The sequence below is a fragment of the Streptomyces sp. NPDC051105 genome (assembly GCF_040682795.1).
Taxonomy (GTDB): domain Bacteria; phylum Actinomycetota; class Actinomycetes; order Streptomycetales; family Streptomycetaceae; genus Streptomyces.
In genome coordinates, this window is sequence record NZ_JBFBBR010000001.1 from 691,494 (window position 1) to 718,256 (window position 26,763).

25 protein-coding genes and 1 riboswitch are annotated in these 26,763 nt (G+C 71.9%); of the genes, 8 read left to right on the plus strand and 17 right to left on the minus strand.

The window, feature by feature from the left end; translation table 11 throughout:
- Complete coding sequence (gene dut, locus AB0N16_RS03115) at positions 1-564, minus strand: dUTP diphosphatase (protein WP_365792419.1); 564 nt, start codon at positions 562-564, stop codon at positions 1-3.
- Positions 561-1,145, minus strand: a complete 585-nt coding sequence (locus AB0N16_RS03120) for a PaaI family thioesterase (protein WP_365792421.1) — start codon at positions 1,143-1,145, stop codon at positions 561-563. Before AB0N16_RS03120 ends, dut begins: the two co-directional genes overlap by 4 nt.
- Before the next feature lie 58 nt (positions 1,146-1,203).
- Here AB0N16_RS03120 and AB0N16_RS03125 point away from each other — a divergent pair, with 58 nt between their 5' ends.
- Positions 1,204-1,665 (plus strand): DUF3093 domain-containing protein, encoded by a 462-nt coding sequence (locus AB0N16_RS03125; RefSeq protein ID WP_351728554.1) that lies wholly within the window; start codon positions 1,204-1,206, stop codon positions 1,663-1,665.
- 28 nt (positions 1,666-1,693) lie between these two features.
- On the opposite strand, the gene AB0N16_RS03130 is transcribed toward AB0N16_RS03125, so the two are convergent.
- From AB0N16_RS03130 to AB0N16_RS03145, 4 genes are all read right to left on the minus strand, one after another.
- Positions 1,694-2,611, minus strand: coding sequence for a hypothetical protein (locus tag AB0N16_RS03130; RefSeq protein ID WP_365792423.1), 918 nt, complete (start codon positions 2,609-2,611; stop codon positions 1,694-1,696).
- A 13-nt stretch (positions 2,612-2,624) separates the two neighbouring features.
- On the minus strand, positions 2,625-2,921 hold the full coding sequence (locus AB0N16_RS03135) for a DUF4193 domain-containing protein (RefSeq protein WP_003997302.1): 297 nt from the start codon (positions 2,919-2,921) through the stop codon (positions 2,625-2,627).
- Positions 2,922-3,322: 401 nt separating this feature from the next.
- Positions 3,323-4,636 (minus strand): HAMP domain-containing sensor histidine kinase, encoded by a 1,314-nt coding sequence (locus AB0N16_RS03140; RefSeq protein ID WP_365792425.1) that lies wholly within the window; start codon positions 4,634-4,636, stop codon positions 3,323-3,325.
- 5 nt (positions 4,637-4,641) lie between these two features.
- A complete protein-coding gene (locus AB0N16_RS03145; protein WP_351728548.1) occupies positions 4,642-5,295 on the minus strand; it encodes a response regulator transcription factor in 654 nt (217 codons plus the stop codon).
- A 417-nt stretch (positions 5,296-5,712) separates the two neighbouring features.
- On the opposite strand from AB0N16_RS03145, the gene AB0N16_RS03150 reads away from it, so the two are divergent.
- Positions 5,713-5,886, plus strand: coding sequence for a hypothetical protein (locus AB0N16_RS03150; RefSeq protein WP_351709989.1), 174 nt, complete (start codon positions 5,713-5,715; stop codon positions 5,884-5,886).
- A 195-nt stretch (positions 5,887-6,081) separates the two neighbouring features.
- On the opposite strand, the gene AB0N16_RS03155 is transcribed toward AB0N16_RS03150, so the two are convergent.
- Together AB0N16_RS03155 and AB0N16_RS03160 are read right to left on the minus strand one after the other, a co-directional pair.
- A complete protein-coding gene (locus AB0N16_RS03155; RefSeq protein WP_365792428.1) occupies positions 6,082-6,897 on the minus strand; it encodes an inositol monophosphatase family protein in 816 nt (271 codons plus the stop codon).
- Positions 6,898-6,905: 8 nt separating this feature from the next.
- Positions 6,906-8,033, minus strand: a complete 1,128-nt coding sequence (locus tag AB0N16_RS03160) for a ferrochelatase (protein WP_365792430.1) — start codon at positions 8,031-8,033, stop codon at positions 6,906-6,908.
- Positions 8,034-8,192: 159 nt separating this feature from the next.
- Here AB0N16_RS03160 and AB0N16_RS03165 point away from each other — a divergent pair, with 159 nt between their 5' ends.
- From AB0N16_RS03165 to sepH, 4 genes are all read left to right on the plus strand, one after another.
- A complete protein-coding gene (locus AB0N16_RS03165; RefSeq protein WP_365792432.1) occupies positions 8,193-9,431 on the plus strand; it encodes an MFS transporter in 1,239 nt (412 codons plus the stop codon).
- Positions 9,391-10,719 (plus strand): D-arabinono-1,4-lactone oxidase, encoded by a 1,329-nt coding sequence (locus AB0N16_RS03170; RefSeq protein ID WP_365792434.1) that lies wholly within the window; start codon positions 9,391-9,393, stop codon positions 10,717-10,719. Before AB0N16_RS03165 ends, AB0N16_RS03170 begins: the two co-directional genes overlap by 41 nt.
- Before the next feature lie 62 nt (positions 10,720-10,781).
- Positions 10,782-11,024, plus strand: a complete 243-nt coding sequence (locus tag AB0N16_RS03175) for a hypothetical protein (RefSeq protein ID WP_365792436.1) — start codon at positions 10,782-10,784, stop codon at positions 11,022-11,024.
- 875 nt (positions 11,025-11,899) lie between these two features.
- Entirely contained in the window at positions 11,900-12,934 is a 1,035-nt protein-coding gene (sepH, locus tag AB0N16_RS03180; protein WP_365792438.1) for a septation protein SepH, read from the plus strand.
- 75 nt (positions 12,935-13,009) lie between these two features.
- Here sepH and AB0N16_RS03185 read toward each other — a convergent pair whose 3' ends face one another.
- Positions 13,010-13,852 carry a sulfurtransferase gene (locus AB0N16_RS03185; protein ID WP_365792440.1) on the minus strand — a complete coding sequence of 281 codons (843 nt, stop codon included), beginning with the start codon at positions 13,850-13,852 and terminating at the stop codon, positions 13,010-13,012.
- A 313-nt stretch (positions 13,853-14,165) separates the two neighbouring features.
- On the opposite strand from AB0N16_RS03185, the gene AB0N16_RS03190 reads away from it, so the two are divergent.
- Positions 14,166-14,981, plus strand: coding sequence for a VOC family protein (locus tag AB0N16_RS03190; protein WP_365792442.1), 816 nt, complete (start codon positions 14,166-14,168; stop codon positions 14,979-14,981).
- Here the strand turns inward: AB0N16_RS03190 and AB0N16_RS03195 are convergent.
- The 4 genes from AB0N16_RS03195 to AB0N16_RS03210 all read right to left on the minus strand — a co-directional run bounded on the left by AB0N16_RS03195 (position 14,971) and on the right by AB0N16_RS03210 (position 20,665).
- Positions 14,971-15,618, minus strand: coding sequence for a thymidine kinase (locus AB0N16_RS03195; RefSeq protein WP_365792444.1), 648 nt, complete (start codon positions 15,616-15,618; stop codon positions 14,971-14,973). The two genes, AB0N16_RS03190 and AB0N16_RS03195, sit on opposite strands and share 11 nt — an antisense overlap.
- Positions 15,619-15,659: 41 nt before the next feature.
- The gene (locus tag AB0N16_RS03200) at positions 15,660-16,853 is read right to left on the minus strand and encodes a nucleotide pyrophosphatase/phosphodiesterase family protein (RefSeq protein WP_365792446.1); all 1,194 of its coding nucleotides are present in this window, start codon (positions 16,851-16,853) and stop codon (positions 15,660-15,662) included.
- Complete coding sequence (locus AB0N16_RS03205) at positions 16,853-17,440, minus strand: DUF5998 family protein (RefSeq protein ID WP_362576670.1); 588 nt, start codon at positions 17,438-17,440, stop codon at positions 16,853-16,855. The genes AB0N16_RS03200 and AB0N16_RS03205 overlap by 1 nt, the downstream gene beginning before the upstream one ends.
- A 90-nt stretch (positions 17,441-17,530) precedes the next feature.
- Entirely contained in the window at positions 17,531-20,665 is a 3,135-nt protein-coding gene (locus AB0N16_RS03210; RefSeq protein ID WP_365792448.1) for a GNAT family N-acetyltransferase, read from the minus strand.
- A gap of 176 nt (positions 20,666-20,841) precedes the next feature.
- On the opposite strand from AB0N16_RS03210, the gene AB0N16_RS03215 reads away from it, so the two are divergent.
- On the plus strand, positions 20,842-21,123 hold the full coding sequence (locus AB0N16_RS03215) for an HPr family phosphocarrier protein (RefSeq protein ID WP_133919479.1): 282 nt from the start codon (positions 20,842-20,844) through the stop codon (positions 21,121-21,123).
- Positions 21,124-21,449: 326 nt separating this feature from the next.
- Here the strand turns inward: AB0N16_RS03215 and AB0N16_RS03220 are convergent, their stop codons facing one another.
- The 4 genes from AB0N16_RS03220 to AB0N16_RS03235 all read right to left on the minus strand — a co-directional run bounded on the left by AB0N16_RS03220 (position 21,450) and on the right by AB0N16_RS03235 (position 26,741).
- Complete coding sequence (locus AB0N16_RS03220; protein ID WP_351709601.1) at positions 21,450-22,145, minus strand: GntR family transcriptional regulator; 696 nt, start codon at positions 22,143-22,145, stop codon at positions 21,450-21,452.
- Between the two features lie 629 nt (positions 22,146-22,774).
- Positions 22,775-23,530, minus strand: coding sequence for a M23 family metallopeptidase (locus tag AB0N16_RS03225; protein ID WP_365792451.1), 756 nt, complete (start codon positions 23,528-23,530; stop codon positions 22,775-22,777).
- Between the two features lie 12 nt (positions 23,531-23,542).
- Positions 23,543-23,706, minus strand: a riboswitch (cyclic di-AMP (ydaO/yuaA leader).
- A gap of 246 nt (positions 23,707-23,952) precedes the next feature.
- Positions 23,953-25,341 carry a pitrilysin family protein gene (locus AB0N16_RS03230; protein WP_365792453.1) on the minus strand — a complete coding sequence of 463 codons (1,389 nt, stop codon included), beginning with the start codon at positions 25,339-25,341 and terminating at the stop codon, positions 23,953-23,955.
- A complete protein-coding gene (locus AB0N16_RS03235; protein WP_365792455.1) occupies positions 25,338-26,741 on the minus strand; it encodes a pitrilysin family protein in 1,404 nt (467 codons plus the stop codon). Before AB0N16_RS03235 ends, AB0N16_RS03230 begins: the two co-directional genes overlap by 4 nt.
- Positions 26,742-26,763 lie beyond the last annotated feature (22 nt).

The window sequence follows — 26,763 nt, forward strand, 5'->3', positions numbered from 1 at the left end:
TCACTGTCCTTCCCGGTCGGATACGACCGAAGCGTATCGATTCCCACCCGTCCGGCCACCGTCGGCGGCCCGACCGCTTGTGCCGCTCACGTCGCCCACCGCGGCATGCCCGCCGGTGGACCCGAAGCCCCCCTCGGCCCGCGCCGAGCCGGGAAGCTCCGCCACCTCCTGGAAGCGGACCTTCTCGACCTGCTGGACGACCAGTTGGGCAATCCGGTCGAAGCGCTCGAACCGTACGGCCTCGCGCGGGTCGAGATTCACCACGATCACCTTGATCTCCCCACGGTACCCGGCATCAATCGTCCCCGGGGCATTCACGAGGGCCACACCGCACCGGGCGGCGAGCCCCGAACGAGGGTGTACGAAGCCCGCGTACCCATCCGGGAGGGCGATCGACACCCCTGTGGGCAGTACCGCCCGTTCGCCGGGCTTCAGTTCGCACGCCTCGGTGGTACGCAGATCGGCTCCCGCGTCACCGGGGTGCTCGTACGCCGGAAGCGGTACGCCGGGGTCGACGCGGCGGATGAGCACGTCGAGGGGGCTCACTGGGGATGCGGGGTTCACGGGTTCACCTCGAAGGCGCGGGTGCGCCGGATCTGGTCCGGGTCGTTCATGGCGGCCTTGATCTCTTCATCGCGGCCGTTGTCGACGAAGTGCTCGACCGGTACCTCCACGAAGAGGGCGTCGGCACGGACGGCGACGGGTCCGCCGGGGCCGTCCAGACGCCCGGTGGCGGTCGAGTAGATCTTCCGGCCGGCCACCGCGACGACCTCGGCCGCCAGGTACAGCGTGGTGCCCACGGGCACCGGCCGTGCGAAGTCGGTCTCCAGCCGTCCGGTGACGGCGATCTTCCGCAGCAGCCAGTTCAGCGAACCGAGCGTCTCGTCGAGGGCGGTGGCGAGGACACCGCCGTGCGCGAGGCCCGGGGCGCCCTGGTGGGCCGCCCGCACGGTGAACTCGGCGGTGAGGGAGACCCCCTCGCCGGCCCGCACCTCCAGATGCAGCCCGTGCGCGTGCTCGTGGCCGCACCCGAAACACTGTGCGTAGTGGGCGCCGATGAGCTCGCCGGGCGCGGGAGCGTCGGGATGCCGCACCGGTTTCCGGGCGCTGGCGGGAGGCTGAAGAGCTGCGGAACTACCACTCACAGCCGCAGACCTTACCCGCGCGTCCGGTGAATCCGGACACCGTGCCAAGCTTGGCTCCATGCAGCTTTCCGCCACCCCGTACGAAGAACGCCTCACGGCCCCCCGGTCGTGGTGGTTCCTCAGCTTCCTGATCGGCGTCTCATGCGCCCTGGTTCTGCTTCCCTTCGGCACTCTGCCGACGCTGGGCGGTCTGGTGGGCGGTACGGCGGCGGCAGCGGTGGTGGCCAGTTCGTACGGCTCCCCGCGCATCCGGGTGGTGGGCGACTCGCTGATCGCGGGCGAGGCGAAGATCCCGGTGTCCGCCCTGGGCGCGTCCGAGGTCCTGGACCCGGAGGAGGCGCGCGCCTGGCGCACGTACAAGGCCGACGTCCGCGCCTTCCTCCTGCTGCGCGCCTACATCCCCAGGGCCCTGCGCGTGGAGGTCACGGACCCGGCGGACCCGACGCCGTACCTGTACCTGTCGACGCGGGAGCCGGAGGCTCTGGCGGCGGCGATCGAGGCTGCGAAGAAGGCCCAGTAGGCCGGGTAGATCTCTGCGCCGGCCGGCGTCAGCCTCCGAGGTCTTCCGGCAGTTCGGCGATCGGCAGCGGCTCCGCCGGCTTTTCCAGCGGCGGCAGCTCGGGCAGTTCCTCCCAGGGCACCTGGATCTTTCTCAGATCCGCCCGGATCCGCGCCGCGAGCTTCTTGGTGTCCCGGCGGTTCATGACCGCGCCCACCGCTGCGCCCACCATGAACGGCATCAGGTTGGGCAGGTCCCGCACCATGCGCTTCATGATCTGCTGGCGCAGCTCGCGCTTCATGTGCCCGCCGAGGGCGCCGTTGATCGTCGACGGCTTCATCACGTCGATCCCGCGCTCCCCCGACCAGGAGGACAGATACGCGGTACTGCGGGCCTTCAGGTTCCCCGGCGGCCGCACGCCGTAGACCTCGTGGAGTTCGGCGATGAGCTTCAGCTCGATCGCCGCGACCCCGGTGATCTCCGCGGCCAGCTCGGTCGGCATCGCGGGCGGCACCGGCAGCATCGCCGCCGCGCCGACCCCGGCCCCGACCGCCGAAGTCGCACCCGCCGCGCCCGCCACCAGCTTGTCGGCGAGCTCCTCGGGTCCCAGGCCGGGGAACTGCCGACGCAGGGTCGCGAGGTCGCGTACGGGGACACGAGGGGCGATCTCGATGATCCGGTCCGCGAGGTAGGCCAGCCCCGCTCGCGCCCGGCTGCCGCCCTTACGGGCGCCTTCCCGGGCCAGATTCACGGCCCTGTCACGGATGACCCCGGCCCGTCGCCGTGCGACGGGCGCGGGCTGGTCCGCCGGCGCCGGGAGGTCACCCCGGTCGGCCGCCGGTTCGAGCGAGGCTCCCGGATCGGATGAGCCTCGCTCGTCGTCACGCGCGCGTGGGCCGTCGGACGGCCCCGAGTCCGCTCCCGGAAGAGAGAAGCGGCGCCTCCGAGGTGGGGTCGAGCCAGTCATGCCCGACCCCTCCTCAGTCGCAGTCGCGGCAGATCGGCTGACCGTTCTTCTCCCGGGCCAGCTGGCTGCGGTGGTGCACCAGGAAGCAGCTCATGCAGGTGAACTCGTCCTGCTGCTTGGGCAGCACCCGGACGGCCAGCTCCTCGTTCGAGAGGTCCGCGCCGGGCAGCTCCAGGCCTTCGGCGGCCTCGAACTCGTCTACGTCCACCGAGGACGTGGACTTGTCGTTCCTCCGAGCCTTCAGCTCTTCAAGGCTGTCCGAGTCGACGTCATCGTCGGTCTTGCGTGGAGTGTCGTAATCGGTTGCCATGTCGCTCTCCCCCTCTGGGTATCTGCGGTGTCTCCAGCGCACGTAACGCGTGAGAGGCCGGACTTGTGCCCGACCCGAGGCGGAGATTTTGCCTCACATCAAGGTCTGTTACTCAATCGACACCCAACCGGACCCCTCGAGAGTGATCGGGTTGAATGGCGATGGGGACCGTACACGGTTCTCACGAGACACCTCAAAGGCGCCTCACCCTGTACTTCCCGTGATCAAGACCCCTGAAAACAGGGATTTTCCCGGCTTTATTCCCCCAGCCATGATCACGGAGAGTATATGGCCGGAAAACCGCCCTTGTGATCGATCACACAAGGGGTACCACGCCACGCCGAGAGAAAATTCCGCGCAAAGCGAACACCCTCCGCGTGTGTCGCGATCTTGTAACGGCATCAGATCGGCAGGGTGACCCTCATCACGAGCCCACCGCCCTCGCGAGGCTGGGCCGCGATATGGCCGCCGTGCGCCCGGGCCACGGACCGGACGATGGACAGACCGAGGCCGACGCCCTTGTCGCTGCCCGTGCGCTCGGTGCGGAGCCGCCTGAAGGGCTCGAACAGGTTATCGATCTCGTACGCCGGCACCACCGGGCCGGTGTTCGAGACGGACAGTACCGCCTGGCCGTGCTGGATGTCGGTGTCGACCTCGACCCAGCCGCCCTCCCGTCGCCCGCCACCGTCCTTGTTCGGAAGCGCTTCGCGCTGCACCTCCTCATGGGGCACGTTGTAGCGCACCGCGTTCTGCACCAGGTTCAGCGCGATCCGCTCCAGCAGGACGCCGTTGCCCTGTACGACCACCGGCTTCCGCACGCCCCGGATGGTCACGCCCTTGGCCGCCGCCTCGGCGTGCACCTGGTCGACGGCCTGGGTGGCCACCTCGGCCAGGTCCACCGGTTTGCGCTCGACGATCTGGTTGTCGCTGCGGGCGAGCAACAGCAGGCCCTCCACGAGCTGCTCGCTGCGTTCGTTGGTGGCCAGCAGGGTCTTGCCGAGCTGTTGCAGCTCCATGGGCGCACCCGGGTCCGAGAGGTGCACCTCCAGGAGCGTGCGGTTGATCGCCAGGGGCGTGCGCAGCTCGTGGGAGGCGTTACCGACGAAGCGCTGCTGGGCGGTGAAGGCCCGCTGCAACCGCTCCAGCATGTCGTCGAAGGTGTCCGCGAGCTCCTTGAGCTCGTCGTCCGGGCCGTCCAGCTCGATCCGGCGGGACAGGTCCGAGCCGGCCACCGCACGGGCGGTGCGGGTGATCCGGCCGAGCGGGGACAGCACCCGTCCGGCCATCGCGTAGCCGAACGCGAAGGCGATCACGGCCAGGCCCAGCAGTGCCAGCAGGGAACGGCTCAGCAGGTCGTCCAGGGCCGCCTGGCGCTGGTGGTCCACGCACTGGGCGATCGCGTTGTTGAATTCCTGCAGCGACACCTGGCCCGTGGTGCTGGCCATGTTGACCGCGGGGCAGTTGTCGCTGGAGACCTGGAGCGCCGAGTATTTGACGATCTTGTACAACGGCTGGTTGCCGGTGCTGATCGCCTGCGCGGCCAGCAGGTAGATGATCGAGAGCAGCAGGATGCCGGCGATCAGGAACATGCCGCCGTACAGCAGCGTGAGCCGTATCCGGATGGTCGGGCGCAGCCAGGGGAAGACCGGCTGCGGTCTCCGGGGGTCCCAGGTGGGCTTGGGGGGTGCCTGCGGAGGTGCGGGAGTGGTGGCCACGGTCATCAGATCCGGTAACCCGAGCCGGGGACGGTGACGATCACGGCGGGCTCGCCCAGCTTGCGGCGCAGCGTCATCACCGTCACCCGCACGACGTTGGTGAACGGGTCCGTGTTCTCGTCCCAGGCCTTCTCGAGGAGTTGCTCGGCGCTGACCACCGCCCCCTCGCTGCGCATCAGCACCTCCAGGACCGCGAACTCCTTGGGCGCGAGCTGGACCTCCTTGCCGTCGCGGAAGACCTCGCGGCGGTTCGGGTCGAGCTTGATGCCGGCGCGCTCCAGGACCGGGGGCAGCGGCACGCTGGTACGGCGGCCGAGGGCGCGCACGCGGGCGATCAGCTCGCTGAACGCGAAGGGCTTGGGAAGGTAGTCGTCGGCGCCGATCTCCAGGCCCTCCACGCGGTCGCTGACGTCGCCGGACGCGGTGAGCATCAGCACGCGCGTGGGCATGCCGAGCTCGACGATCCTGCGGCAGACGTCGTCGCCGTGCACGAGGGGGAGGTCGCGGTCGAGGACGACCACGTCGTAGTCGTTGACGCCGATGCGCTCCAGGGCGGCCGCACCGTCGTACACGACGTCGACGGCCATGGCCTCCCGGCGCAGTCCGGTGGCCACCGCATCGGCGAGCAGTTGCTCGTCCTCGACGACGAGTACGCGCACGTCGCTTGTCCTTCCGCTGTCCACCCGCGTAGCGCGCACCGGCGCACGTGGGCAGGGGTCTCCATGGGGTGTGTGACCTCCATCCTGCCCTTTTCGGCCATAAGTCGGCAGTAAGACGGGGGCTGGGGCCGCAGGATCGGCGGCGCCGGGCGGGAATGCGAGATTTTCTCTTCCGGTTGAGGTTTCCACGGAAGGGAGCGGGGGGAGGACGGCATGTACACCCCGCGATCACGCTCTGCATGTGCCGCAGCACCATGCGGTACGTACGTCGCCGCTACAGCAGAGTGGACGATGGGGGTGTCCGGCACCGTCGCCGCCCAGCAGGGCAGCGCTGGGCACCCGCGAGAGACGTGATCGCCCCTTCCAACGGCACACCCCCGTGCCACCGACCCACGACCCAGGACGAGGGGGCGCAGCATGGACGCATTCACCACAGGACTTCTGCAGCGCATAAAGGCGACCGAGTCCGACATCACCCGGGCTCGTGACGAGGGCGACGACTTCCTCGTCGAAGTGGAACAGGCCGAGCTCGACGACCTGCGCCGCCTCGCCGCCGAACACGGCGTGGAAGTCGGCATGACCAGCGTCTGACAGTCCCGCACCAGCAGCTCACCGGCACAGGAACAGGGCCCCGGCGAATCCAGCGCCGGGGCCCTGCTCATACCCTGACCACTACCCACCGCAACAACGTTCGATTCCCCCTGGGCCCAGAAGAACCCAGGTCCCCCTCCGCCCAGACCACTCCCAACAGCCCCTCCGGCCCCCCTCGGCCCAACGGTCCGGGACTCAGTCGTGCCAGGCTCCGAAGTCGTCCAGTAGATGCTGGAGGGGCTCGAAGACGCCCGGGGTGGCCGCGACCGTCAGGGCGCGGGACGGGGGCTCTCCGGGGCGGCCGCCCGTGAGCGCGCCGGCCTCTCTCGCGACCAGGTCGCCCGCACCCCAGTCCCACGCGTTCAGCCCGCGTTCGTAGTACCCGTCCAGCCGGCCGCAGGCCACATCGCACAGGTCGACCGCCGCCGACCCGCTCCGGCGTACGTCGCGGAGCAGCGGGATCAGCCGGGCGGCGACCTCGGCCTGGTGGGTGCGGACCTCCGTGACGTAGTTGAAGCCGGTCGACACCAGCGCCTGCTCCAGCGGCGCGGCCGCACGGCAGGCCAGCCGCCGCTCGCCCGCCCACGCCCCGGTCGCCCAGGCTCCGCCACCGCGCACCGCGTGGTACGTCTCGCCGCGCATCGGGGCCGCCACGACCCCGACCACGGTCTCGCCGTCCTGCTCGGCCGCGATGGAGACCGCCCAGGTCGGCAGCCCGTACAGGTAGTTGACCGTGCCGTCGAGCGGGTCGATCACCCAGCGGATCCCGCTCGTGCCCTCGGTCGACGCGCCCTCCTCGCCGAGGAAGCCGTCGTCGGGGCGGTGGCCGGCGATCAGGTCGGTGATCAGCTTCTCCGCCGCGATGTCCATCTCGGTGACGACGTCGATCGGGCTGGACTTGGTGCGGGCCACCGCGAGGTCGGCCGGGCGGCCGTCCCGCAGCAGCTCGCCCGCGCGGGCGGCCGCCTCCCGGGCGAGCTTGAGCAGGTCGGTGTGCAGGGCGTCGGTCACGGGGCTCCTCACGCGTAGGGGCTGTCGGCGCCGGCCGCGGCCGGCCGGGCGGCGCGGGCCGGGCAGCAGCCGACCGGGCACAGGTTGTGGCTCGCGCCGAGCGCGCCCAGCGCGCACGGCGTGACCTCCCGCCCGCTCTCCACGGCCGCGCGCTCCAGGACCAGCTCACGGATCGCGGCGGCGAACCGCGGGTCGTCCCCGACGGTCGCGGACCGCCGTACCGTCAGACCCAGTTCCGCGGCCTTGGCCGTGGCCTCCGTGTCGAGGTCGTAGAGGACCTCCATGTGGTCGGAGACGAAGCCGATGGGGGCCATGACGACGGCCGGGACCTCGGCGCCGTGCAGCTCCTCCAGGTGATCGCAGATGTCGGGCTCCAGCCACGGGATCTGCGGGGCGCCGGAGCGGGACTGGTAGACGAGCCGCCAGGGGTGGTCGATGCCGGTGCGCTCGCGGACCGCGTCGGCGATCAGCTGGGCCACGTCCAGGTGCTCCTCGACGTACGCGCCGCCCTCGCCGTGCGTCTCGACCGGCCCCGAGGTGTCGGCGCTCGCGGTCGGGATGGAGTGGGTGGTGAAGGCGATGTGCGCGCCCGCACGGAGGTCCTCGGGGAGGTCGGCGAGGGACTGGAGCACCCCGTCGATCATCGGGTCGAGGAAGCCGGGGTGGTTGAAGTAGTGCCGCAGCTTGTCGATCTTCGGGAGTTCGAGGCCCTCGGCCGCCAGCGCGGCCAGCGAGTCCGCGAGGTTCTCGCGGTACTGGCGGCAGCCCGAGTAGGAGGCGTAGGCGCTGGTGGCGAGCACCAGGATGCGGCGGCGGCCGTCGGCGACCATCTCGCGCAGGGTGTCCGTCAGGTACGGCGCCCAGTTGCGGTTGCCCCAGTAGATCGGCAGGTCCAGGCCGTGCTCGGCGAAGTCCTTGCGCAGGGCGTCCAGCAGGGCGCGGTTCTGGTCGTTGATCGGGCTGACCCCGCCGAACAGGAAGTAGTGCTGCCCGACCTCCTTGAGGCGTTCCTTCGGGATACCGCGCCCGCGCGTCACGTTCTCCAGGAACGGGACCACGTCGTCCGGGCCTTCCGGGCCGCCGAAGGAGAGCAGGAGCAGGGCGTCGTAGGGGGTGGCATCGAGCGCGTCTGGCATGAGCCGATCCTGCCACCCGGCGCTGACAGCCCGGAAACAGGAGCGTGAAGAGTCGGATTCGGGAGATTTATCCCCAGTGCCCAGCAGGTGCATACGAGTGACCTCCCTCGTAAGCTGTATCAGCCGCAGTCACGCCTTACCCAGCCGTCGGAGATCCCCGTGCCCAGCCCCTATCGCGCCCTGTTCGCCGCCCCCGGCAGCAGGGGCTTCTCCGCCGCGGGCTTCGTCGGCCGGATGCCGCTGTCCATGATGGGCATCGGCGTGGTCACGATGATCTCCCAGCTCACCGGGCGGTACGGCCTCGCGGGCGCGCTCTCGGCCACCATCGCGATCTCCGCCGCCGCGATCGGCCCGCAGGTCTCCCGGCTGGTCGACCAGCACGGCCAGCGCCGCGTCCTGCGCCCCGCGACCCTGCTCGCGCTCGCCGCGGCGGCCGGGCTGCTGTTCGCCGCGCACTACGGATGGCCGGACTGGGTGCTGTTCGTGTGTGCCGCCGGGATCGGCGCGGTGCCGAGCCTGGGCGCGATGATCCGGGCCCGCTGGGCCGCCCTCTACCGGGGCACCCCGCAGCTGCACACCGCCTACTCGTTCGAGTCCGTCGTCGACGAGGTCTGCTTCATCTTCGGGCCGATCATCTCCATCGGCCTGTCCACGGCCTGGTTCCCGGAGGCCGGGCCGCTGCTGGCCGCCTGCTTCCTGGCCGTCGGCGTCTTCTGGCTGACCGCCCAGCGGGCCACCGAGCCCGCGCCGCACCCGCGTGGGCACCACGCCCGCGGTTCGGCGCTGCGGGCGCCCGGCCTCCAGGTGCTGGTGGCGACCTTCGTGGCCACCGGGGCGATCTTCGGGGCGGTCGACGTGGTCACCGTCGCCTTCGCCGACGAACGCGGCCACAAGGGCGCCGCGAGCGTGGTCCTGGCCCTGTACGCGGCGGGCTCCTGCCTGGCCGGGGTGGTCTTCGGCCTGATGCGCTTCGCGGGGAAGCCGGAACACAGGTGGCTGCTGGGCATATGTGCGATGGCCGTGAGTATGATCCCCCTCCTACTGGTCGGAAACTTGCCGCTTCTGGCCGTGGCGCTGTTCGTTGCGGGCCTGACCATCGCACCGACGATGATCACGACGATGTCCCTCATCGAAAAGCACGTACCTCGCGCGAAGCTCACCGAGGGCATGACCTGGGTGAGCACCGGCCTCGCGGTCGGGGTGGCGCTCGGCTCCTCGGTCGCCGGCTGGGTGATCGACGCTGCCGGTGCCCGCGCCGGGTACGGGGTTCCGGCTGTGTCCGGGGCCGTCGCGGTCGCGGTCGGTTTCCTCGGGTACCGCCGGCTCAACAGGCCGGTCACGGGTCGGGGAGGCACCGTTGAGCAGTACAGCGAGCGGGAAGAACGGCACGTGGCGTAACTGGGGAGGGAATGTCACCGTCCGCCCCGCGCGGGAGGTCACGCCCGCCTCCGTGGACGAGCTGGCGGCGGCGGTACGGCGGGCGGCGGAAGACGGCCTGAAGGTGAAGGCGGTCGGCAGCGGCCACTCCTTCACGTCGATCGCCGCGACCGACGGCGTCTCGATCCGCCCTCAACTGTTGACCGGGATCCGCAACATCGACCGTAAGGCCATGACCGTCACGGTCGAGGCGGGCACCCCGCTCAGGAGACTCAACATGGCCCTGGCCCGGGAGGGCCTGTCGCTGACCAACATGGGCGACATCATGGAGCAGACGGTCTCCGGGGCCACCAGCACCGGCACCCACGGCACGGGCCGCGAGTCGGCGTCGCTCGCCGCCCAGATCCGGGAACTCGAACTGGTCACCGCCGACGGCTCGGTGCTCACGTGTTCCGATAAGGGGACCGAAGAAGAGCGCGCGATCTTCGCGGCCGCGCGGATCGGCCTCGGCGCGCTGGGGATCGTCACCGCGATCACTTTCGCCGTGGAACCGCTCTTCCTGCTCACCGCGCGCGAGGAGCCGATGCCCCTGGACCGGGTGCTCGCCGAGTTCGACCAGCTCTGGGCCGAGAACGAGCACTTCGAGTTCTACTGGTTCCCGCACACCGGCAACACCAACACCAAGCGCAACAACCGCAGCGCGGGTCCGCCGCAGCCGGTGGGGCAGCTGGCCGGCTGGTTCGAGGACGAGTTCCTCTCCAACGGCCTCTTCCACGGCGTGCAGTTGCTCGGCCGCGCGGTGCCCGCCGTCGTACCGACGGCCGCCCGGATCTCCAGCAGGGCACTGTCCGCGCGGTCGTACACGGACATTCCCTACAAGGTCTTCACATCCCCGCGCCGGGTGCGCTTCGTGGAGATGGAGTACGCCGTGCCGCGCGAGGCACTGGTGGACACGCTGCGGGAACTGAAGGCGATGGTCGACCGTTCCGGTCTCAGGATCAACTTCCCGGTCGAGGTCCGCACCGCCCCGGCCGACGACATCGCCCTGTCCACCGCCTCCGCCCGGGACAGCGCCTACGTCGCCGTGCACATGTTCCGGGGCACGCCGTACCAGGCGTACTTCACCGCCGCCGAGCGCATCTTCACCGCGCACGAGGGCCGCCCGCACTGGGGCAAGGTGCACACCAGGGACGCGGAGTACTTCGCGAAGGCCTACCCGCGCTTCGGTGAGTTCACCGCGCTGCGGGACCGGCTCGATCCTGATCGGCTGTTCCAGAACGACTACTTGCGGAGGGTTCTGGGTCAGTAGCCGAGGACCCGGCGGGCGAGGAGGCCGCACTCGGCTCCCCGCTCGGGGACGGTGCCGGTGTCGTGGCCCCCTCGCTCGCGGGCGTCCGTGACGCGTCCGAGGAGGGCGACGGCGACGGGACCGGCGAAGTGGTCCTACCGGCACCGGACTTCGGATCGGGGGAGCCCGAAGGGTGCGAAGGGTCTGAGGAGTCCGAGGAGTCCGAGGGGTCCGACGACTTCGAGGACGTGGTGTCGCCGGTGACGGCACCGCTGACCGTCGTACCGGAGCCGCCGCTGAAACTACTGCCGGAGACCAGTTCGTAGGTCGTGACGCCGGCCATGGTCACCGCGAACACCAGGGCCGCCGCGCACACCGGGCGCCGCCAGGTCCGCACCCGGGCGCGGTAGACGGTGCCCTCGGTGAACTCGCCGGGCCCCGGGGGCGCTTGCTCGCGGGGCCGGGTGGTCACCGTCGCGTCGCGCAGTTGTTCCCCGGTGCGCCTGAAGAAGTGCTGGAACAACGAGCCGCCGCAGGTGGCGACCACGCTGACGACTCCGGCTCCGAGGATCGTTCCGTACACCCCGGCACAGGACGCGAGTTTGGCGGCCACCACCGCGGCCACCGCGCTGCCCGCGACCTGGGGCACGCTGAGGTCGATCCGCTTCGAACTTCCCTTCACCCCCTCCCCCGTACTGGTCTGGTCACCGAAACCGGGCCTTTCACGCATTCCCGAACCTTGCCTACCCTTCCCGCACTTGTTCGACCGACTGCATGAGAAAGGGACGTACGGACGAAACCATTAGTTCCGTTTCTGCGGATTGCGTGAAGTACGCCACGTTCAAGATCGCCCGAAGTGGGCAACCGGAGGCCAGGGAGGCGTCGTTGCCAGAAGTTGGGCGGCGCGCCAATCCACGCACGTGGCCCGAATGGAGTACTGTTGCGAGCCCTGGGTCCGGTCTCCCGCCAGGGTGTCCGGGGCCTTGCAGGACCGCCGGGAGGGGGCTAGTTGCACAGGGTGACGGTTTTGGTCACTTAGCGTTGCGAATAGGTAACCGTGCCATAACGGCGGTGCAGGGCCAGTGCCCGACACGCCGGGCAACTCGGCAAGGTTGTGGCAGGCTGCACCCGGGCAGGCCACACTCGACTAGCGGAAGCAGCGACGCACGTGACGTCGGCAGGCACCACCCGGGAGGTCCCCATGCCCGAACTGCGTGTCGTGGCCGTCTCCAATGACGGCACACGGCTGGTGCTCAAGGCTGCCGACTCTACGGAGTACACGCTTCCGATCGACGAACGGCTCCGTGCCGCCGTGCGCGGCGACCGGCCCCGGCTCGGCCAGATCGAGATCGAGGTCGAGAGCCATCTCCGGCCCCGAGACATCCAGGCGCGGATACGGGCAGGGGCGACCGCGGAAGAGGTCGCCCAGCTCGCCGGGATCCCCGTCGACCGGGTGCGGCGCTTCGAGGGTCCGGTACTGGCCGAGCGCGCCTTCATGGCCGAGCGAGCCCGCAAGACGCCGGTCCGCCGGCCCGGCGAGAACTCCGGGCCGCTGCTCGGCGAGGCCGTCCAGGAGCGGCTGGTGCTGCGCGGTGCCGACAAGGACACCGTGCAGTGGGACTCCTGGCGGCGCGACGACGGCACCTGGGAAGTCCTCCTCGTCTACCGGGTCGCGAGCGAACCGCACTCGGCGAGCTGGACCTACGACCCGCCCCGGCGGCTGGTCCAGGCCGTCGACGACGAGGCGCGCTCGCTGATCGGCGAGTCCGACGACCTCGCCGTGCCGGAGCCCAGCTTTCCGTTCGTGCCGCGGATCGCACGGCTGCCGCGCGACCGCCCGATGGACCGTTCCGGCGACCGGGACCGGCCGAGCCTGCCCGCGCAGTCGTCCGAACCGGTCGAGGAGACGGCCGGCGAGCGGGACTCGCTGACCAGCCTGCTGGAGGCGGTGCCGAGCTTCCGGGGCGACATGGTGGTCCCCGAGCGGCCCGCGGAGGTCGTCCCGGAGGAGCCCGCCCCGGAACCGGCGGAGGAGGAGCCCCCGGCCCCCGCGGCCTCGGCCGGCTCCGCCTACGCGGACGTCCTCATGCCCCGCTCCGTCGGCAGCCACCGCGACCGGCTGATCGGCGCCACCGACCGCCAGGCCGAGGCGGACGGCGTCCGCCCGGGCCGCCGCGCCGCCGTGCCGAGCTGGGACGAGATCGTCTTCGGGACGCGGCGCAAGAAGCAGGAGTAGCAGCAGAAGAAGCAGGAGTCGTACGGCCGTACGAAGAGGGGGCACGCGCGCGCGTGCCCCCTCTCATCGCTGCCTCTACTGCGGGTCGGGGCCGACCGCGACCGGACGGGACGGGTCGGCGGACCACTCCGACCACGAACCGACGTACAGCGCCGCCGGAATGCCCGCCACGGCCAGCGCCAGCACCTCGTGGGCGGCCGAGACGCCCGAGCCGCAGTAGACGCCCACCGGGGCCGCCCCAGAGGCGCCCAGGGCCTTGAAACGGTCACTCAGCTCCCCGGCGGACCGGAAACGGCCGTCCGGGCCGACGTTCTCCGTGGTCGGAGCGGAGACGGCACCGGGGATGTGGCCACCGATCCGGTCGATCGGCTCCACCTCGCCCCGGTACCGCTCCCCCGCGCGGGCGTCGAGCAGCACACCCGCGCGGGCCAGCGCGGCCGCCCCGTCCGCGTCGAGCAACTCCAGCGCGCCGGGCGCCGGTTCGAAGTCACCCTCGGCCGGCTCGGCCGCGTCAGCCGAAAGAGCGCCTTCCCAGGACGGCAACCCGCCGTCCAGGACCCGCACATCCGGGTGACCCGTCCAGCGCAGCAGCCACCACGCACGCGCCGCCGCCCAGCCGGGTCCGCCGTCGTACACGACCACCGGCCGGTCCGCCGACACCCCCGCACGGCGCATCGCCGCCGCGAAGACGGCCAGGTCGGGCAGCGGATGGCGGCCGCGGCCGGTGGGCGCGGCCGCCAGCTCCGTGTCCAGGTCCACGTAGACGGCGCCCGGCAGGTGCCCTGCGGCGTACTCCGCCCGGCCGTCGAAGGCCGCGCCGCCCTGCGTGGTCAGCTGCCAGCGCACGTCCAGCAGCACGGGCGGGTTCGGCCCGGTCAGGTCGTCGGCGAGTTCGGTTGCGGTGATGATGGCTTCCATGGCCCCATCCTTACGCCAGGGGTGGCCGCAGCGTCCAGGTACGACTACTCTGCTCGGCCGGACAGGCTCGATCACCGGGCGTGCGGGATCGGGCACATGCTGTACGACTGATGGACACCCGGCGGCAATCGGCCGGAAACGGGCGAGAAACGGCAGATCAGGCATCCTCGCGGCGAAGGCCGCCGCCACGGCCTGGACGCACGGCGCCACGGAGGGTGCGAGCATCGGCACGGGGCGTGCCCGCGGCTGTGGCACAACCGGTGCGGAGAGCGGAAGCGACACGGCCACCACGAGGGCCGAGGAGAGAGTGACGATGACCGAGGTACGCGGATCGGCCGGCCCGAACGGCGGTACACACGCTCGGCGCGCGCCCGGTACCCCCTGCTGGGTGAGTCTGATGGTGCACGGCTTGACCGCGACCGAGGAGTTCTACGAGGCCCTGTTCGGCTGGGAGTTCCAGCCCGGGCCGCAGCAGCTCGGCCCCTACGTCCGGGCGCTCCTGGACGGGCAGGAGGTCGCGGGCATCGGGCAGCTGCCGCCGGACCGCCAGCTGCCGATCGCCTGGACGCCGTACTTCGCCTCGGAGGACGTGGATCTGACGGCCGAGACGGCCCGGCTGTGCGGCGGCACGGTGGGCGTCGGCCCGCTGGACGCGGCCGAGGCCGGGCGGATGGCCATCGCCTCCGACCCGTCGGGCGCGGTGTTCGGCATCTGGCAGGCCTCCGCCCACCTCGGCACGGCCGTCACCGGTGTCCCCGGCACGCCCGCCTGGAACGAACTGCTCACCTTCGAGACCGCGAGCGTCGCCAAGTTCTACGAGGCGGTGTTCGGCTACGCGGAGGAGCCGGTGGTGTCCGCCGACTTCGACTACGTGACCCTGCACGTCGAGGGCCGCCCGGTGGCCGGCATCCACGGAGTCGGCCTCTCACTGCCCCGGGACCGGGGGCCGCACTGGCTGACCTACTTCGAGGTGGCCGACGCGGACGCGACCCTGCGGGAGGTCGACGAGCTGGGCGGACAGGTGCTGAAACCGGCCCGGGACACCGCACACGGCCGGGTCGCCATCGTGGCCGACCCGGAGGGCGCGGTCTTCTCGGTGATCCAGAGCCCGCGCCGAGTCAGGGCGTGACGGGCAGGACGTCCGGGGAGAGGGCCGCCGCATGGGCCGACGCGGCGGTCATCCGGCGCCGGTGGTGGCGGCGGCACAGCACCTCGTAACCGACCTTCCCGGCCGACCCGTTGACATCGCCCACCACCACCTGGGCGCCCTCGACGACCATCTCGCCGCCCACCGTGCGGGCGTTGTGGGTGGCGCGGGCGCCGCACCAGCACAGGGCCTCGACCTGGAGCACCTCGACCCGGTCGGCCAGCTCCACCAGCCGCTGGGAGCCGGGGAACAGCTTGGAGCGGAAGTCGGTGGTGATGCCGAACGCGTAGACGTCCAGGCCCAGATCGTCGACCACGCGCGCGAGCTGGTCGATCTGCTCCGGCGCCAGGAATTGCGCCTCGTCGGCGATGACGTAGTTCGCGCGGCCGCCCTGCGAGAGATGGTCGACCAGGTACGCGTACAGGTCCTGCCCGTCCTCGACCTCCACGGCGTCGGTGACCAGGCCGAGGCGGGAGGACAGTTTGCCGTAGCCGGCGCGGTCGTCACGGCTGAAGATCATGCCGACGAGGCCGCGGGCCGACCGGTTGTGCTCGATCTGCAGAGCCAGGGTCGACTTCCCGCAGTCCATCGTTCCGGAGAAGAAGACCAGCTCGGGCATGGGGAGTTGAGCACCTTTCGGGGGTGGTGGGATCGGCGGCGCTAGGAGCGTACTTCGAGCAGCGGGACGAGTTGCTCGACGGGGGTCATCGAACCGTGGTTGCCGACCATCGCCGACTCCTTGGGCTCCCGCTCGGAGGCGATGATCAGGACGTCGTCGTGCGCTGCCGCGACCACATCGCCGATCCGTTCGTACACCCGCTCGTCGAACCGGTCCGGCGGGCCGAACCAGCCGGCCGTGATCGCCTCGTCACGCGAGGCCACCCAGAACTGCTCGCCGAGCACCTCGCGCCAGCAGGTCAGCACGTCGTTCTGGGCGCCCGGCACCGCGTACACGTGCCTGGCTCGGCCCTCGCCGCCGAGCAGGGCGACGCCGGCCCGCAGCTCCCAGTCCTCGTCGAAGTCGATGCGGTGCTGCTCGTCGAACGGCACGTCGAGCATGCCGTGGTCGGCGGTGACGTAGAGCGCGCTGCGCGGCGGGAGCTGCTCGGCGAGCCGCTGCACCAGCCGGTCGACGTGCATCAGCTGGCCGCGCCAGGTGTCGGAGTCGACGCCGTACCGGTGCCCGGCGCCGTCCAGTTCGGCGTAGTACGTGTACACCAGGGAGCGGTCGGCGGCGGCCAGTTGCTCCGCCGCGAAGTCCATCCGCTCCTCGCCGGTGAGCCGCCCGTGAAACGTTCCGCCGCTGAGCGCGACCTTGGTGAGCGGGGTGCGCTCGAAGGTCGGGGAGGACACCTGGGCCGAGTGCACACCGGCGTCGGCGGCGAGCTGGAAGACGGTGGGGTACGGCTGCCAGGCGGCCGGGTCGGTCCACGGCTGCCAGCGCAGCTGGTTCATCAGCTCGCCGGTGGCCGGGTTGCGGACGGTGTAGCCGGGCAGGCCGTGCGCGCCGGGCGGCAGGCCGGTGCCGACGGAGGCGAGAGAGGTCGCGGTGGTCGCCGGGTAACCGGCGGTGATCGGCCGTCCGGTGCCGCCGCGCGAGCTGCCGAGCAGCGAGGCCAGGAAGGGCGCCTCGTCCGGGTGGGCCCTGAGCTGCTCCCAGCCCAGCCCGTCGACCAGGAAGACACAGTTGCGGTCGGCGGCGGTCAGTTCCGTGATCGACGCGGTCATTCCCGGTACGGCCATCCCGGCGGCCAGGGTGGGCAGCAGGTCGGCGAGGGAACCGCTGCCGTACTCGGGCAGCGGCGCGGAGCCGAGGGCCAGCGGTTCCGGATGGTCCCAGGCGGCGTACGCCATCAGTGCGTGACGTCCGCTGTCGCCTCGGAGATGGCCTGGGCGAAGGCGAGCGCCTGGCGCACCGTCTCCGGGCCGTCCCCCGCCTCGCTGACGCGCAGGCTCAGGTCGTCCGCCGTGGAGTTGCCCGTGTAGCCGTGGTCGGCCTCGCAGTTGGGGTCGCCGCAGGCGGCGGGCTCCAGGTCGATACGGGAGACGGCGCCCCAGCCGATGGTCAGCACGATCTCGCGGGGCAGGGTGCCCGGCGTGTACTGCTCCGGGTTGGCCACCACCCGGCTGACCACGACCGACGAGATCCGGCCGAGCTTCACCGACTCCGTCGAGGTGGTGGCGTACGGCGTCGGGGAGGTGGTGTCGGCGGCCTGCTCGTCGGTGTGGCTGACGATGAAGCGGTTGCCGGTGAGGACGAGCACGGTCACGTGCCGCCGCACCTCGTTCTGGTCGAACGTCGTCTCCTGGTGGACCAGGTATGACCGGATCGGCTCACCGCCCACGGAAGCCTCCACCGCCTCGGCCACGAGGGCCGGGTAGTAGCCGCTGCGCTCGATCGCGACGCGCAGCCCCTGGGTCGTCGTACTGGTCTTGGCCATGGCGTCCATCCTAATCCGTGGGCAAGGGGGGTCCGGGCCAGTCGACGCACCCTCTTGGAAAGCCATCACGGGGGCGGCTGTTCGCGGCGGTCAGTAGGCGGGCAGAGTCCGCGGGCCCAGGTCGTCGCGGGCGGGCGGGGGCGCCAGGCGGACGGTGGCCCCGAGGACGCTGACGCCGTGCCGGGCGACCACGACGGGTTCCAGGGTGACCGCGACCACCTCGGGATGGTCGTCGACCAGTCTGGAGACGCGCAGCAGCAGCTCCTCCAGGGCGGGCGTGTCGACGGGGGCCGAGCCGCGCCAGCCGAACAGCAGGGGCGCGGTCCGGATCGACCGCACCAGCGAGGTCGCGTCCCGGTCCGTCACCGGGATCAGCCGGTGGGCCGTGTCCCCGAGCAGCTGCGAGGCGGCCCCGGCCAGCCCGAAGGACAGCACGGCCCCGGCCGCGGGGTCGATCACGGCCCGTACGACGGTGTCCACGCCCCGGGGTGCCATCCGCTGCACCACCGGGCGCAGTTCCCCCGGCGGCCCGAAGAGCTCGGTCAACTCGGTGTACGCCCGGCGCAGTTGCTCCTCGTCCGCCAGGTCGAGCCGTACTCCGCCCAGGTCGGCGCGGTGGCGCAGGTGCGGGGCGGTGGCCTTGAGGGCGACCGGGTAGCCGAGGTCGCGGGCGGCCGCGACGGCGGCCTCGGGGGTGGGGGCGGCGGCCGCGTGGTGCACGGCGATGCCGTACCTGCCGAGGAGCGCGCAGGTCTCCTCGGTCCCGGGGGTGAGCCCCTCCCCGCGCTCCAGCAGGGCGCCGATCAGCGCGGCGGCCCCCTTCTCGTCGATGTCGTCGTACTCGGGCACCTTCCCGGGATCGGCGGCCTCCCGCCGCCACTGCGCGTACTTCACGGTTTCGGCGAGGGCCCGGACGGCACGCTCGGCGGCGGGGTAGGCGGGGATCAGCCGGGAGCAGGGGTGGGGAGTGGGGGGCTTGGCGGCCTCGGCGACGGCGGCGGGGGGTGTCCGGGCGGCTCCCGCGGCGACGGCGGCGGGGGGTGTCCGGGCGGCTCCCGCGGCGGGCGACGCGGCGTTCGGCGACGTCGTCGGCGCGGGGGACGGCGTGCTCGGTCGCGTCGTCGGCGCGGGGGACGGCGTGCTCGGTCGCGCCGTCGGTGCGGGGGACGGCGTACTCGGTCGCGCCGTCGGGGCAGTGGACGGCGTACTCGGTCGCGCCGTCGGTGCGGGGGACGGCGTACTCGGTCGCGTCGTCGGGGCAGTTGGCGGCGCCTCGGCCGCCGTCTCCACCGGCGCAGGGCGGAACCGGTGGGTGCCGCCGAAGGCGCCGGGTGCCATGACAGGCGTCTGCGGTGCGGTGCGGCCCGCGGCCGAAAGCGCCTCCGCCAGCCCCCCGAGCTCCACATGCACCACCAGCACCGGCTTCCCGGGAACCCCCTCGGCCGCCGACCGCAGCGCCTCCGCCAGCTCCGCGTCCGCGACCGCCCCCTCCCCGATCGTCGGAATGGCCGTGACGACCACCGCGTCGCACGACTCGTCCGCCAGCGCCTCCGACAGCGCCCGATGGAAATCCGCGGGGGTCGCCATGGTCGTCAGGTCCAGCGGCGGCGCCGGCCGGAGCCCCTCCGCCAGGCACCGGTCGTACGTCAGCAGCCCCAGCGACTCGGAATTTCCGAGGATCGCCACCCGGGGCCCGGCCGGCAGCGGCTGCCGCGCGAGCAGCAGTCCCGCGTCGACCAGCTCCGTGATCGTGTCGACGCGGATCACCCCGGCCTGCCGGAGCAGCGCGGACACCGTGGCGTGCGGCAGCCGCGTGGCCCGTACCGCGTGCCCCTGCGGCGCCGAACCGGCGCTCTGCACCACGACCAGCGGCTTCGCCGCCGCCGTGCGCCGCGCGAGGCGGGTGAACTTGCGCGCGTTGCCGATGGACTCCAGGTACATGAGGACGACGTCGGTCTCGGCGTCGTCGTACCAGTACTGGAGGACGTCGTTGCCGGACACGTCCGCGCGGTTGCCGGACGACACGAAGGTCGACACGCCCGTGGTCCCGGTGACGCCGCCGCCGCGCCGGTGCAGCCGGGACAGCAGAGCGATCCCGATGGCGCCGGACTGGGCGAAGAGGCCGATCCGGCCGGGGCGGGGCATCTCGGGCGCGAGGGAGGCGTTCAGCCGTACGTCGGCGGCGGTGTTGATGATCCCGAAGGCGTTCGGCCCGATGATCCGCATGCCGTACGTGCGCGCGTGCCGGACGAGTTCGCGCTGGCGTTCGCGGCCGTCCGGACCGCTCTCCGCGTACCCGGCGGCCAGGACGACGAGCCCCTGGACGCCGTGTTCGCCGCAGTCGGTGACGGCGTCCGGGACCTGCTCGGCCGGTACGGCGACCACGGCGACGTCGACCGGCCCGTCGATGTCGCGCACGGAGCGGTGCGCGGGCACCCCGTCGACCTCCTTGAGATCCTCGGGGAAGGCCTGGTTCACGGCGTGCAGGCGGCCGGTGAAGCCGGCGTCCCGGAGGTTGCCGAGGACGCTGCGGCCGACGCCGCCGGGCACCCGGCCGACGCCGATCACGGCAACGGAACCGGGGGTCAGGAGCCGTCGTACCGAACGGGCCTCCGCCCGCTGCTCCCGCGCGCGCTGGACGGCGACCGAGCGGTCCGTGGGCTCCAGGTCGAACTCCAGGCGGACCACGCCGTCCTCGAAGCTGCGCTGCTGGGTGTAGCCGGCGTCCGTGAACACCTTGATCATCTTGCTGTTGGCCGGCAGCACCTCGGCGGCGAACCGGCGGATACCGCGCTCCCGCGCGACGGCCGCGATGTGCTCCAGGAGGGCGGAGGCGACGCCCCGGCCCTGGTGGGCGTCCTGGACGAGGAAGGCGACCTCGGCCTCGTCGGCGGGCGCGGAGGCGGGCATGCCGTCGGCGCCAATGCGGTCATAGCGTACGGTGGCGATGAACTCGCCGCCGATGGTGGCCGCGAGTCCCACCCTGTCCACAAAGTCGTGGTGCGTGAAGCGGTGGACGTCCTTGGCGGAGAGCTTGGGGTACGGCGCGAAGAAGCGGTAGTACTTCGACTCGGCCGAGACCTGCTCGTAGAAGCTGACCAGGCGGTCGGCGTCGTCGACGGTGATGGGCCGGACGCGCGCGGTACCACCGTCGCGCAGCACCACGTCCGCCTCCCAGTGGGCGGGGTATTCGTGCCGGTCCTGCCGGTCCGCCGGGGTCTGCATGGGCCCCAGAGTACGGCTCGCGTCCGACAGTGGCGCGAGGCAGTCTGTGGAGGACGGAAGTCGGGCCGAGGCCGCGGTCCGACGACACACCCGGAAGGACTCACGTCCGCTCCGGGGACGCTTCACGATATGGGAAACTGGTCTAGACAACCCTGAACACCGAAGGGCAGCATCACATGGCTGAGCGCCGCGTCAACGTCGGCTGGGCCGAGGGTCTCCACGCCCGCCCCGCTTCCATCTTCGTCCGAGCCGCCACGGCCACAGGCGTCCCGGTGACGATCGCCAAGGCCGGGGGCAACCCCGTCAACGCGGCCTCCATGCTGGCTGTCCTGGGCCTGGGCGCCCAGGGCGGCGAGGAGATCGTCCTCGCCTCCGACGCCGAGGGTGCGGACGCCGCCCTCGACCGCCTGGCCAAGCTGGTCGCTGAGGGTCTCGAGGAGCTCCCCGAGACCGTCTGAGCGCCATAGCGCCCGCACGGCGAGGCCGCGACGTCCCTACAGGGGCGGCGCGGCCTCCGCCGTTTCCGCCGCCGGTCTCCGCCGTTCCGGCCGCCGGCCTCCGCCGTTCCCGCCGCCGTGACCTCGCTCGGCGCCGGTCTTCACGAAGGGCCACGCTTTATACGGGGCGGGACTTCGCGCCGGGCTTAGTCAATTCCCCATCGGGCACGCCGATGACGCGCCACCGGAAATTCCGGACGCGCGCGAAATAGGGACGGCAGAGACCGACAGAGGGCAACGAAAATACCGCTCCACCGAATAACACGTCTTTGTATACGGTGCCCGTGTTAATGCCGCAGGCCCGACATGTTTACTGGGTGTTGCGAAGTCCTCACACCGTTCGCCCGGTCCGTGCCGCCGGAAAAGCGCAGCCGGTGGGAGACCGCGGACCGCTCGGTGTGCAGCGCGGTGATCGCCCGCGCGCGCTCGCTGTCGCCGCGCGTCACGGCGTCCACGATGGCGCCGTGCTCGGCCCAGGACTCCACGGGGTTGGCGGGCGCGTCGACGGCGTACATCCAGGCGATCTTGTGCCGCAGCTGAGTAAGTGTCGAGGTCAGGGCGTGGCTTCCGGTGGCCTGGGCGAGCGTCTCGTGGAACCAGCCGCCCAGGGAGCGCAGGTCCTCGCTGCCGCCCCTGCGGGCCCGTTCCTGGCCCAGCCTGACGAGTCCCCGCAGCACCTTGAGGTGGGCCTCGGTACGACGCTGGGCGGCCCGGGAGGCGCCGAGCGGCTCCAGGAGCAGGCGCATCTCCAGCAGGTCGGCGGCCTCCTGCTCGGTCGGTTCCGCGACGCACGCACCCGCGTGCCGGCGCGTCACCACGAAGCCCTCGGCCTCCAGGGTGCGCAGGGCCTCGCGGACGGGGACGCGCGAGACGCCGTAGCGACGGGCCAGGAGTTCCTCGGTGAGCCGGCTGCCGCGCTCGTAGACACCCGCGACGATGTCGTCCCGGATCGCCGTGCATACCGAGTGCGCCGGAATACGCATGTCCGACCTCCGCCTTAATCCCCGTGAAACGCCGCCGAGTGGCGTCCGTTCCGTGACTCTATTGCAATGGGCTGGAATTTCCGACGGCGGCCCTGAATCCATGCATATTTTTTGGACACCGGGGTCACGAAAACGACGAAAGCCCCGGCTCGGGGAGCGGCCGGGGCTTCGGGGCTGTCGCCCTGTGGCGTCACATGTTCATCGCCGGGGGGCGCGTGATCGAGGTGTGTGATGCGCCCGCGGGGAAACACCTTCGTGCGGCGCTCGGGGCGGGGCGTCCACACTGGGGCTCCCGGGTGGGGTCCACGCCGGGAGCGCCGGGGGGCATCCACGCCGGGGACGCGCGGGTGGGGCGCACGCCGGGATCGCGCGGGAGGGGCGCACGCTGAGAGCTCGCGGCAGGGGTCCACGCCGGGGGCGCCGGGAGGCATCCACGCCGGGGACGCACGGGTGGGGCGCACGCCGGGTTCTCGCAGAACGCGCACGCCGTGGTGTCACGCTCGCGCGCCCCGCGCCCCGCGCCCCGCGCCCCACTCCCCGCGCTCACGCGATGGCCGCGCGGGGGCGTGCGCGCCGTAACCCGCGCGGGGCGTGCGGTACCGCGCGCCAGGCGTGCCCGCCGTGGTCGGTCAGACGTTCACGCCGTGCTTGCGGAGGTAGGCGACCGGGTCGATGTCCGAGCCGTACTCCGGGGTCGTGCGGGCCTCGAAGTGGAGGTGGGGGCCGGTCACGTTGCCGGTCGCGCCGGAGAGGCCGATCTGCTGGCCCGGCGTGACCTTCTGGCCCACCGAGACGCCGATCGACGACAGGTGGCCGTACTGGGTGTACATGCCGTCGGCCATCTTGATGACGATCTGGTTGCCGTAGGACCCGCCCCAGCCGGTGGAGACGACCGTACCGATGCCGACCGCGTGCACCACCGTGCCGGTGGCGGCGTGGAAGTCGATGCCGGTGTGGGCGCCGGAGGACCACAGGGAGCCGCCGGTCTTGTAGCCGGTGGAGACGTACGAGTCGGAGATCGGCGGGACGAAGGCGTTGAGGCGCTTGCGCTCCGCCGCCCGCGCGGCGCGTGCCTCGGCCTCGCGCTCCTTCTTGGCCTTCTCCACGGCCTTCTTGCGCGCGGCCTCCTCGGCCGCCTTGCGCTCGGCGGCGGCCTTCTGCGCGGCGGCCTGGGCGTCGATCTGGTCGGCGACCGAGTCGCTGACGGTGATGACCGGGGTGAGGCCGGTCTGCTCGACGGAGTTCTCGGCGGCGAGCGCGGGGGCGGCCGAGAGGGTGCCGATGACACCGGTGGTGGTGAGGGCCGCGATACCGGCGGCCTGCGCGGTGGTGCGCTTCACCCGGCCGGGACGACGGTGCTTCCCGGAGGCGCACATGAACGCCATGTAGAGGCTGGTCCTTTCCTTCCCTCTCGCCTACCGGGTTAGCTGACGGGTTCGGAGCAGGAAGGTCTCCTACGGGCCCCCTCGCGGCTCGCGCGGGCGCCCGATTCACCCCAGGGACTGTGTGGGTCCCCGGCTCCCCTGGCTCGCGCCGTACGGGGACTCGGCGATGGCTGTCCGGTGCCGCGGGCGCGGCGCATTGCCTGACGGACAGCCCGGAAGAACCTACGAGGACGTCCTCGCAATGCTCAAACGGATCACGTCATTTGTCGCGCATCCCACAGGGCAGACAGGCAACCTCCGCCCCAATTCGGACATTCGGCGGCCCTGGTGACGCAACAGTCACCAGGGCCGCTTCACGCGCGCGTGCCGCTCGTCCGGACGCGCGGCTTGCTTCGCCGCTCGCCTCGCTCGGCTTACTCCGCCTACTCCGCGGCGACGACCGTCACTTCGCCGATGCCGAGGGCCTCGACGGGCTCCTTGATCTGCGCCGCGTCGCCGACGAGGACGGTCACCAGGTGGTCGACCGGGAAGGCGTTCACGACCGCCGCGGTGGCCTCCACCGTGCCGGTCGCGGCCAGTTGCCGGTAGAGCGTGGCCTGGAAGTCGTCGGGCAGATGCTGCTCGACCTGGTCGGCCAGGGTGCCGGCGACGGCCGCCGCCGTCTCGTACTTGAGCGGCGCCACGCCGACGAGGTTCTGCACGGCGACGTCGCGCTCGGCGTCCGTGAGGCCCCCGGAGGCGAGGGTGCGCAGCACCGTCCACAGGTCCTGGAGCGCCGGGCCGGTGTTCGGGGTGTCCACGGAGCCGCTGATGGCGAGCATCGCGGCGCCGCTGCCGTCGGGGGCGGACCGCAGGACCTGCCCGAAGGCTCGGACGCCGTAGGTGTAGCCCTTCTCCTCGCGCAGGACGCGGTCCAGGCGCGAGGTGAGGGTGCCGCCCAGGCAGTAGGTGCCGAGCACCTGGGCGGGCCAGACGCGGTCGTGCCGGTCGGCGCCGACGCGGCCGATGAGCAGCTGCGTCTGGACGGCTCCGGGGCGGTCCACGATGACGACTCGGCCGGTGTCGTCGGCGGAGACCGGGGGCACCGGCCGGGGCTGGGCGGTGGAGCCGCGCCAGGCGCCCAGGGTCTCGCCGAGCAGTTCGTCCAGGTCGATGCCGGTGAGGTCGCCGACGACGACCGCGGTGGCGGTGGCGGGCCGCACATGCCGGTCGTAGAACGCGCGTACGGCGGCCGCGTCGATCTTCTCTACGGTGTCCTCGGTGCCCTGGCGCGGACGGGACATCCGCGCGGTCGACGGGAACAGTTCCTTGTAGAGCTGCTTGGCGGCCCGGCGGCTGGGGTTGGCCAGCTCGTGCGGGATCTCGTCGAGGCGGTTACGGACCAGTCGTTCGACCTCGCTGTCGGCGAAGGCGGGTGCCCTGAGCGCGTCGGAGAGCAGCCCCAGTCCCTTGCCCAGGCGGGAGGCGGGGACCTCCAGGCTGAGCCGGACGCCGGGGTGGTCGGCGTGTGCGTCGAGGGTGGCGCCGGCCCGCTCCAGCTCGGCGGCGTACTCCTCGGCGGAGTGCTTGTCGGTGCCCTCGGAGAAGGCGCGCGCCATGATCGTGGCGACGCCGTCCAGGCCGGCCGGCTCGGCGTCCAGGGGCGCGTCCAGGAGTACCTCGACGGCGACGACCTGCTGGCCGGGGCGGTGGCAGCGCAGCACGGTCAGGCCGTTGTCCAGGGTGCCGCGCTCGGGTGCCGGGAAGGCCCAGGGCCGGGCCTGGCCCGCTTGGGGCTGGGGGTGGAATTCCATGGTGGCGAGCTCGGTCACTTGGCCGTCTCCTCGTCGTCGTGCTCGGCGGTTGCGGCCTCGACCGTGGCCTCGGCCTCGGGGTCCTCGGGTACGTCGGCGTCCTCGACCGCCTCCGGGGACTTGGGCTCGTAGACGAGCACCGCGCGGTTGTCGGGCCGCAGCCGGGCCTTGGCGACCTCCTGGACCTCTTGCGGGGTCACCGCGAGGACGCGCTGGACGGCGGTCAGGGCGAGCTGCGGGTCACCGAACAGGACGGCGAAGCGGCACAGTTCGTCCGCGCGGCCGGCGACGGTGCCCAGCCGGTCCAGCCACTCGCGCTCCAACTGGGCCTGGGCGCGCTCCATCTCCTCGGGCGTGGGGCCCTCCTCGGCGAACCGGGCGAGCTCCTCGTCGATGGCGGCCTCGATGACCGGCACCTCGACGTCGCCGGAGGTCTTCACGTCCAGCCAGCCCAGGGAGGGGGCGCCGGCGAGCCGCAGCAGGCCGAAGCCGGCGGCGACGGCCGTACGGTCGCGCCGTACGAGGCGGTTGTAGAGGCGGGAGGACTCGCCGCCGCCGAGGACGGTGAGGGCCAGGTCGGCCGCGTCGGACACGCGCGTGCCGTCCTCCGGGAGCCGGTAGGCGGCCATCAACGCGCGCGCGGGCACCTCCTCCACGACGACCTCGCGCAGCTGCTCGCCCATGATGTCGGGCAGCGAACCGTCGCGCGGGGTCGGCTTGCCGTCGTGCGCCGGGATGGAACCGAAGTACTTCTCGACCCAGGCGAGGGTCTGCTCCGGGTCGATGTCGCCGACGACCGACAGGACGGCGTTGTTGGGCGCGTAGTAGGTGCGGAAGAACGCCCGCGCGTCCTCCAGGGTGGCCGCGTCCAGGTCGGCCATCGAGCCGATCGGCGTGTGGTGGTAGGGGTGGCCCTCCGGATAGGCGAGGGCGGTCAGCTTCTCGAAGGCGGTGCCGTAGGGGACGTTGTCGTAACGCTGACGGCGCTCGTTCTTTACGACGTCCCGCTGGTTCTCCATGGACTCGTCGTCCAGGGCGGCGAGCAGGGAGCCCATGCGGTCGGCCTCGAGCCAGAGGGCGAGCTCCAGCTGGTGGGCGGGCATGGTCTCGAAGTAGTTGGTGCGCTCGAAGCTGGTGGTGCCGTTGAGCGAGCCGCCGGCGCCCTGGACGAGCTCGAAGTGGCCGTTGCCCTTCACCTGGGCTGAGCCCTGGAACATCAAGTGCTCGAAAAGGTGAGCCAGGCCGGTACGTCCCTTGACTTCGTGCCGGGAGCCGACGTCGTACCAGAGGCAGACCGCCGCGACCGGGGTCAGGTGGTCCTCGGAGAGCACCACGCGCAGACCGTTGGCCAAGCGGTGCTCGGTCGCTGTCAGGCCTCCGGAGCCTGTCTCGGCCGTGGTCGTGTGACCCATGGGCATGTACGTCCCTTCACTCGCGTCA

What these genes read in the sequence shown, in the direction of transcription:
- AB0N16_RS03125 (WP_351728554.1), top strand. Translation starts at nt 1,204, where the DNA reads ATGCAGCTTTCCGCCACCCCGTACGAAGAACGCCTCACGGCCCCCCGG.
- AB0N16_RS03130 (WP_365792423.1), bottom strand. Translation starts at nt 2,611, where the DNA reads ATGACTGGCTCGACCCCACCTCGGAGGCGCCGCTTCTCTCTTCCGGGA.
- AB0N16_RS03135 (WP_003997302.1), bottom strand. Translation starts at nt 2,921, where the DNA reads ATGGCAACCGATTACGACACTCCACGCAAGACCGACGATGACGTCGAC.
- AB0N16_RS03150 (WP_351709989.1), top strand. Translation starts at nt 5,713, where the DNA reads ATGGACGCATTCACCACAGGACTTCTGCAGCGCATAAAGGCGACCGAG.
- AB0N16_RS03160 (WP_365792430.1), bottom strand. Translation starts at nt 8,033, where the DNA reads ATGCCAGACGCGCTCGATGCCACCCCCTACGACGCCCTGCTCCTGCTC.
- sepH (WP_365792438.1), top strand. Translation starts at nt 11,900, where the DNA reads ATGCCCGAACTGCGTGTCGTGGCCGTCTCCAATGACGGCACACGGCTG.
- AB0N16_RS03185 (WP_365792440.1), bottom strand. Translation starts at nt 13,852, where the DNA reads ATGGAAGCCATCATCACCGCAACCGAACTCGCCGACGACCTGACCGGG.
- AB0N16_RS03190 (WP_365792442.1), top strand. Translation starts at nt 14,166, where the DNA reads ATGACCGAGGTACGCGGATCGGCCGGCCCGAACGGCGGTACACACGCT.
- AB0N16_RS03195 (WP_365792444.1), bottom strand. Translation starts at nt 15,618, where the DNA reads ATGCCCGAGCTGGTCTTCTTCTCCGGAACGATGGACTGCGGGAAGTCG.
- AB0N16_RS03200 (WP_365792446.1), bottom strand. Translation starts at nt 16,853, where the DNA reads ATGGCGTACGCCGCCTGGGACCATCCGGAACCGCTGGCCCTCGGCTCC.
- AB0N16_RS03205 (WP_362576670.1), bottom strand. Translation starts at nt 17,440, where the DNA reads ATGGCCAAGACCAGTACGACGACCCAGGGGCTGCGCGTCGCGATCGAG.
- AB0N16_RS03210 (WP_365792448.1), bottom strand. Translation starts at nt 20,665, where the DNA reads ATGCAGACCCCGGCGGACCGGCAGGACCGGCACGAATACCCCGCCCAC.
- AB0N16_RS03215 (WP_133919479.1), top strand. Translation starts at nt 20,842, where the DNA reads ATGGCTGAGCGCCGCGTCAACGTCGGCTGGGCCGAGGGTCTCCACGCC.
- AB0N16_RS03220 (WP_351709601.1), bottom strand. Translation starts at nt 22,145, where the DNA reads ATGCGTATTCCGGCGCACTCGGTATGCACGGCGATCCGGGACGACATC.
- AB0N16_RS03225 (WP_365792451.1), bottom strand. Translation starts at nt 23,530, where the DNA reads ATGGCGTTCATGTGCGCCTCCGGGAAGCACCGTCGTCCCGGCCGGGTG.
- AB0N16_RS03235 (WP_365792455.1), bottom strand. Translation starts at nt 26,741, where the DNA reads ATGCCCATGGGTCACACGACCACGGCCGAGACAGGCTCCGGAGGCCTG.